Source organism: Achromobacter sp., from assembly GCF_050285585.1.
GTDB lineage: Bacteria > Pseudomonadota > Gammaproteobacteria > Burkholderiales > Burkholderiaceae_B > Achromobacter.
In genome coordinates this window covers 1-6204 of the sequence record NZ_JBLZXF010000076.1, presented here as the reverse complement: position 1 = coordinate 6204, position 6204 = coordinate 1, and the positions used below count along the sequence as shown (strand labels likewise).

Annotated in this window: 5 protein-coding genes and 1 tRNA gene; all 6 read left to right on the top strand. The window is 65.9% G+C overall.

From position 1 onward, the window contains the following. Positions 1 to 2 precede the first annotated feature (2 nt). The 6 genes from rnr (at position 3) to ACN6PJ_RS30900 (ending at position 6194) form a co-directional block, all read left to right on the top strand. Positions 3 to 2378 carry a ribonuclease R gene (rnr, locus tag ACN6PJ_RS30925; RefSeq protein WP_427999459.1) on the top strand — a complete coding sequence of 792 codons (2376 nt, stop codon included), beginning with the start codon at positions 3 to 5 and terminating at the stop codon, positions 2376 to 2378. Between the two features lie 166 nt (positions 2379 to 2544). Continuing rightward, positions 2545 to 3282 carry a 23S rRNA (guanosine(2251)-2'-O)-methyltransferase RlmB gene (gene rlmB / locus ACN6PJ_RS30920; protein ID WP_427999458.1) on the top strand — a complete coding sequence of 246 codons (738 nt, stop codon included), beginning with the start codon at positions 2545 to 2547 and terminating at the stop codon, positions 3280 to 3282. 58 nt (positions 3283 to 3340) lie between these two features. Then, positions 3341 to 4585, top strand: a complete 1245-nt coding sequence (locus ACN6PJ_RS30915) for a cystathionine gamma-synthase family protein (RefSeq protein WP_427999457.1) — start codon at positions 3341 to 3343, stop codon at positions 4583 to 4585. A 57-nt stretch (positions 4586 to 4642) separates the two neighbouring features. Next, positions 4643 to 5323 (top strand): Fe2+-dependent dioxygenase, encoded by a 681-nt coding sequence (locus tag ACN6PJ_RS30910; protein WP_427999456.1) that lies wholly within the window; start codon positions 4643 to 4645, stop codon positions 5321 to 5323. 353 nt (positions 5324 to 5676) lie between these two features. Continuing rightward, positions 5677 to 5949 carry an HU family DNA-binding protein gene (locus ACN6PJ_RS30905; protein WP_003812968.1) on the top strand — a complete coding sequence of 91 codons (273 nt, stop codon included), beginning with the start codon at positions 5677 to 5679 and terminating at the stop codon, positions 5947 to 5949. Between the two features lie 169 nt (positions 5950 to 6118). Next, a tRNA-Val gene (locus ACN6PJ_RS30900) sits at positions 6119 to 6194 on the top strand. Positions 6195 to 6204: the final 10 nt, after the last annotated feature.

Here is a 6204-nt window from a genome sequence, read left to right as displayed (position 1 = left end):
CCATCCTGAAAGCGCTGCGTGCCGCGGGCTCGCCGCTGTCTCCGGTGGAGCTGGCCGAGCGCATGGGCATCGAGCGCGCCGCAACGATGGTGGGATTCGAGCGCCGGCTGGGCGCCATGGAGCGCGACGGGCAACTCATGCCCAACCGCAAGGGCGTGTTGCTGCTGGCCACCAAATTGGATTTCATCGCCGGCAAGGTGCTGGGGCATCGCGACGGCTTCGGCTTCCTGCTGCGCGACGACGGCGGGCCGGACCTGTTCCTGTCGCCGCGCGAAATGCTGAAGGTGCTGCATGGCGACCGCGTGCTGGTCAAGCCCACGGGCGAATACCGGGGCAAGCCGGAAGGCACCATCGTCGAAGTCATCGAGCGCCGCACCAATAAGCTGGTGGGGCGTTTCCTGCACGAGCACGGACTGTCCATCGTCGTGCCCGAAGACCAGCGCATCAAGCACGACATCCTGATCCCTCCCAGCGACACCAACGGCGCCCAGCACGGGCAGGTGGTCGCGGTGGAAATCATGGAGCAGCCCACGCGCCACACGCAGCCCCTGGGCCGCGTGGCCGAGGTGCTGGGCGAGATCGACGATCCCGGCATGGAGATCGAGATCGCGGTGCGCAAGTTCGATGTGCCCGTCGAATTCTCGGAGGCCGCGCGCAAGCAGGCCGCGCGCCTGCCGGACGTGGTCAGGAAATCGGACCTCAAAGACCGCATCGACCTGCGCGACGTGCCGCTCATCACCATCGACGGCGAGGACGCGCGCGACTTCGACGATGCGGTGTATTGCGAACCCGTGGAGCTGGGCACGGGCCAGCGCAAGCGCCCCGGCTGGCGCCTGCTGGTGGCCATCGCGGACGTAAGCCATTACGTGCGCCCGGGCGATGCGCTGGACGACGACGCGATCGAGCGCGGCACCAGCGTGTACTTTCCTCGCCGGGTCATCCCGATGCTGCCCGAGTCCCTGTCCAACGGCCTGTGTTCGCTGAACCCCGACGTCGACCGCCTGGTGCTGGTCTGCGACATGGTCATCCCGGCCAGCGGCGCCAAGGCCGGCACGGTCACGGCCTATCAGTTCTACAACGCCGTCATGCATTCGCATGCGCGCACGACCTATACGAATATCTGGGCCGCCCTGCAGCAGCCCGGCGGCCCGGCCGCGCACGCCATGCGCAGCGTCATGCCGCAGGTCCAGCATCTGTACGAGCTTTTCCAGCTGCTTTCGCAAGGGCGCAAGAAGCGCGGCGCCATCGATTTCGATACCGTCGAGACCAAGATCGTCTGCAATGAGCTCGGCCGCATCGAGCAGATCGTGCCCTCCGTGCGCAACGACGCGCACAAGCTGATCGAAGAGTGCATGCTGGCCGCCAACACCTGCGCGGCCGACTTCATGACCCGCAGCAAGCATCCCGGCCTGTACCGCATCCACGAGGGGCCCACGCCGGAGCGCCTGCAGTCGCTGCGCGAATTCCTGCGCACGATGGGCCTGTCGCTGGGCGGGGGCGACACGCCCACGGCCAAGGACTACGGGGATTTCCTGGAGTCGGTGCGCGGGCGCCCCGACTACCAGCTGCTCCAGACCATGTGCCTGCGTTCCATGCAGCAGGCCGTCTACAGCCCCGACAACATGGGTCACTTCGGCCTGGCCTATCCGGGCTACAGCCACTTCACGTCGCCGATCCGCCGCTATCCCGATTTGCTGACGCACCGGGTGATCAAGGCCTTGCTGGCTGGGCAGCGCTACGTGCCCAGCCTGGACGACCAGCCGGTCGTCATCGGCCGCACCCAGCGCGAGCACGAACACGCCATCTGGGAGAAGATGGGCCTGGTGCTGTCGGCCAGCGAGCGCCGCGCCGACGAGGCCTCGCGCGATGTCGAAGCCTGGCTCAAGTGCTGGTTCGTCAAGGAGCGCGTGGGCGAGGACTTCAGCGGCACGGTCACCGGCGTCGCCAGTTTCGGCATCTTCGTCACGCTGGACACCCTGCACGTCGAGGGGCTGGTGCATGTGTCGGAACTGGGCGGCGAGTACTTCCAGTTCAACGACGCCCTGCATGAGCTGCGCGGCGAGCGCACCGGCATGCGCTACCGCCTGACCGACAAGGTGCAGGTGCAGGTGTCGCGCGTGGACCTGGAGGCGCGCCGCATCGAGTTCCGCCTGGTGCAGGGCACGAGCTTCGACGCGCTGCGCAAGGCGGCGGCCCGCGGGCCCGACGAGCCGGCACGGCGCGTGAAAAAGGCCGCTTCCCCGAAGCCGGCCGCCCTGAAGGGCCAGACCGCCAAGGAAAGGCGCGCCGAGGCCAAGAAGGCCAGCAAGCCGCCCCGGGCGTCCAAGGCGTCCAAGCGCGCCGCGCCCGCCAAGAAGGCAACGCACAAGCGCCATTGAGCCCGGCCGGTGGCGCGGCCGCCGTTCGGCGGCCAGGCCATACGGCGAGCCATATGGCGAGCCATATGGCGAGCCATAAGGGGTAACATTGCGTTTATTGCCGGCGTGGTCCGGTGGCCCGCCCCGCTCTGGGGCGGGTATTCGTTTATCTAAAGGTATTGCATTTATGGCGTCGACCCAAGTTCTGGCCGGGTTTCACGCGGTCGTCGCGCGGCTGCGCCACGCCCCCGAATCGATCAGGGAAATCTACGTAGAGGCGTCGCGCCGCGACAAGCGGATGCAGACGTTCATCGATCAGGCCGAAAAGGCGGGCTGCCGCCTGCATCCGGTGCCGATGGAGCGTCTGGACGGCCTGGCTCGCGGCACCCGCCACCAGGGCGTGGTGGCGCTGGCGGACGAGCGCCAGCTGGCGGTGGACGTGGACGAGGTGCTCGACGTGATCGAAGGCCCGCCGCTGCTGCTGATCCTGGATGGCGTGACCGATCCGCACAACCTCGGCGCCTGCCTGCGCACCGCCGACGCCGCCGGCGTGCACGCCGTCATCGCGCCGCGCGACCGGGCCGTCGGCCTGAACGCGACGGTGCAGCGCGTGGCTTGCGGCGCGGCCGATACGGTTCCCTACCTGATGGTGACCAACCTGGCTCGCACGATGCGGGGCCTGAAGGACCGCGGGGTGTGGCTGGTGGGCACCGACGACCAGGCCCCCGACAGCATGCACCAGATCGATGCGCGCCAGCCGATGGCGTGGGTCATGGGCGCGGAAGGCGAGGGCATGCGCCGGCTGACGCGCGAAACCTGCGACCAGCTCGTGAACATTCCGATGCTGGGCTCGGTGGAAAGCCTGAACGTCAGCGTGGCCAGCGCCGTCTGCCTGTATGAAACCGTGCGCCAGCGCCGGTCCTGATTTTTCCGTTTCGATTCCCTGCCAGACGGCAGATCCTTTTCCTATCGCGTAGCCCATCATGCACGAGAACGGCTTTACCACCACCATCCTCCATTCCGACCGCAAGCAATCCGTCGAGCACGGAGCGGTGCACAAGCCCATGCATCCGTCGTCGGAGTTCGCCTACGACGACGCGCGCGAGCTCGCCGCGGTGTTCCAGGGCAAGGCGGGTTTCACGTACGCGCGCCAGGGCACGCCCACCACTACCGCGCTGGAGGCCAAGGTCAGCCAGATGGAAGCCGGCAAGGGCACGGTCAGCTTCGCGACCGGCATGGCTGCGCTGGCCGCCATCTTCACGACGTTGCTGCGCCGCGGCGACCACCTGGTTTCCAGTCAGTTCGTGTTCGGCAATACGAATAGTCTTTTCGGCACGCTGCAGGAACTGGGCGTCGAGATCACCTTCGTGGACGCGACGGATTCCTCGCAGGTGCGCGCCGCCATCCGGCCCAATACCCGCATGGTGTTCACCGAGACCATCGCCAATCCGGGCACGCAGGTCGCCGACCTGGCGGTGATCGGCGAGATCTGCCGCGAGAAGGGCCTGGTCTACGTCGTGGACAACACGCTGACCTCGCCCTGGATGTTCCGTCCGGCCTCCGTGGGCGCCTCGCTGGTGATGAATTCGCTGTCCAAGTACATCGGCGGCCATGGCAATGCGCTGGGCGGCGCGGTGACGGATACCGGCCTCTACGACTGGTCGGGTTACGAGAACATCTACGAAGCCTATCGAAAGGGGCCGGCCACCGGCTGGGGCCTGACGCAGATCAAGAAGAAGGGCCTGCGCGACATGGGGGGCACGCTGGCGGCCGAGCCGGCGCACCGCATCGCGGTGGGCGCTGAAACGCTGGCCCTGCGCATGGCCAAACACTGCGCCAACGCGCTGGCGCTGGCGCGTTTCCTGGAAGAGCACCCCGGCGTGGCCAAGGTGCACTACCCCGGCCTGGCCAGCCATCCGCAGCACGCGCGCGCGGCGGCGCTGTTCGGTTCGCGTTTCGGCGGCCTGCTGGGCGTGGAGCTGGCCGACGGCGTGGACTGCTTCGACTTCCTCAACCGTCTGCGCGTGGTGCTGATGGCGACCCACCTGGGCGACACCCGCAGCCTGGCGTTGCCTGCCGCGCATACCATCTATTACGAGATGGGCGCCGAGCGCCGCAAGCAGATGGGCATCGCGGACAGCCTCATCCGCGTGTCGGTGGGCATCGAGGACGAAGCCGATTTGCTGTTTGATTTCGATCAGGCGCTCACCGGCTGTCTGAAGGGATAATGCGGCACGCGGGCGGCCTTGCGGCCCGCGTCCGCAACGCAAAACGGGGTGGGGCGCATGCTCATACAAATAGCAGAGATTTTCACGACGCAAGAGGCAGCCGATATCCGGCGCCGCCTGGATGCGGCCGATTGGGTCGACGGCAAGGTGACGGCGGGCCATCAGTCCGCCGAAGTGAAGCACAACCGCCAGCTGCCCGAGCAGCATCCCCTGGCCCAGGAATTGGGCAACCTGATCCTGCAGCGGCTAGCCGGCAGCAATCTGTTCATGTCGGCGGCGCTGCCCCGCAAGATCTTTCCGCCGCTCTTCAACCGCTATGAAGGCGGCGAGGCCTTCGGCTACCACGTGGACAACGCGGTGCGCGGCATTGCCGGCAGCGCAGAGCGCGTGCGCACGGACCTGTCCGCCACGTTGTTCTTCTCCGAGCCCGATTCCTACGAGGGCGGCGAACTCGTCATCGACGACACCTATGGTCCGCGCGCGGTGAAGCTGCCGGCGGGGCACATGGTGCTGTATCCCGGCACCAGCCTGCACAAGGTCAACCCGGTCACGCGGGGCGCGCGCGTCTCTTCCTTCTTCTGGATGCAGAGCCTGGTGCGCGAAGACAGCCAGCGCGCCTTGCTCCTGGACATGGACGTGGCCATACAGCGCTTGAACCAGGATGCCGCTGGGCATCCGTCCATCGTGCAGCTGACTGGGATTTACCACAATTTGCTGCGTCGATGGGCCGACGTCTGACGCAACATTGATGCGTCGTAACGCAGTGTCGCGCAAACGCCGAATTGCGCGTTTCTGTTTATTGCGAAAACGGCCAAAAGCTAGTATTGGCGCGGGTTATGGTGAGGTTTTCGCTTGACAGCCGCGCTACGCCAAGGCCTAATACACGTCTGCGTCGCTGACGATTCGAAGGCTTGTGCCATTGAATCCTAAGCGGCGCAGCAGTTTAAAAGTTGTGCTTTGCAGCGCAAGAAAAAAGTTTATCCACTGTCTGTTCGTCGTTTGCCTGGTCTCGCGTCCATTTGTGGCATCCATCCTGACGGCCATGAACTCCGCCCCCGGCAGACTCCACACCTTGTGAGGGGTACACCTGCATGAACAAAACCGAACTCATCGATCACATCGCCAGCAAGGCCGACATCTCCAAGGCTGCTGCCGGCCGTTCGCTCGACGCCCTGATCGGTGCCGTCAAGACCACCCTGAAGAAGGGCGGTACGGTTACGTTGGTTGGCTTTGGCACGTTTGCCGTGTCGGCTCGCGCCGCTCGCACCGGCCGCAACCCGCGCACGGGCGAAACCATCAAGATCAAGAAGGCCAAGGTGCCGAAGTTCCGTCCGGGCAAGGCCCTGAAGGACGCCGTCAACTAATGGACGGCAAGGCAATCGCCGGGCACCGGCCCCACGCGATTTGCCGACAATGACGCGGTCCGGTATACTCCGGCCCGCGTATTGCTTTTGAGTACCCCGAGTTGGCTGCGAATTGGTCACTGTGTTGAACAAGTCATCGTGTTCATGCAGCACTGAAAGTGTCAGGATCGGGTGCTTAGCTCAGTTGGTAGAGCGGCGCCCTTACAAGGCGTAGGTCACAGGTTCGACCCCTGTAGCACCCACCAAAAGCACCGC

Coding starts and splice junctions, on each gene's coding strand:
- ACN6PJ_RS30905 (WP_003812968.1), top strand. CDS start 5,677: ATGAACAAAACCGAACTCATCGATCACATCGCCAGCAAGGCCGACATC.
- ACN6PJ_RS30915 (WP_427999457.1), top strand. CDS start 3,341: ATGCACGAGAACGGCTTTACCACCACCATCCTCCATTCCGACCGCAAG.
- rlmB (WP_427999458.1), top strand. CDS start 2,545: ATGGCGTCGACCCAAGTTCTGGCCGGGTTTCACGCGGTCGTCGCGCGG.
- ACN6PJ_RS30910 (WP_427999456.1), top strand. CDS start 4,643: ATGCTCATACAAATAGCAGAGATTTTCACGACGCAAGAGGCAGCCGAT.